Origin of the sequence: Methylobacterium nigriterrae, assembly GCF_037106235.1 — a bacterium.
Classification (GTDB): domain Bacteria; phylum Pseudomonadota; class Alphaproteobacteria; order Rhizobiales; family Beijerinckiaceae; genus Methylobacterium; species Methylobacterium nigriterrae.
In genome coordinates this window covers 1-278 of sequence record NZ_JBAWTG010000809.1, presented here as the reverse complement: position 1 = coordinate 278, position 278 = coordinate 1, and the positions used below count along the sequence as shown (strand labels likewise).

The 278-nt window shown below is 68.0% G+C and carries 1 pseudogene; it reads right to left on the bottom strand.

Annotated features, from left to right (window positions below):
- Nucleotides 1-27: 27 nt before the first annotated feature.
- Nucleotides 28-278: pseudogene (locus WDW90_RS39240) on the bottom strand (glutamate synthase central domain-containing protein); the annotation flags it as partial.

The window sequence follows — 278 nt, the reverse complement described above, 5'->3', positions numbered from 1 at the left end:
CTCGTCGACGAGGTCCGGCGGGAACTAGTCCTTAATGGCGAGCAGCGTCTCGAAGGCGAGGTCGGGGTTCACGGCCTCGGCGCCGTAGCCGGCAAGGCAGGCGAAATGGTGCACCTCGCGCGGCTCGCCCGACTCGACGACGAGGCCGACCGAGGTGCGAAGACCTTTCCTGATCAGGTAGTTGTGCACGGCCGCGGTCGCTAGCAGCGCCGGAATCGGGATCCGGTCCGGCCCCACCGCGCGGTCCGACAGGATGATGATGTTGTAGCCGCCGCGCA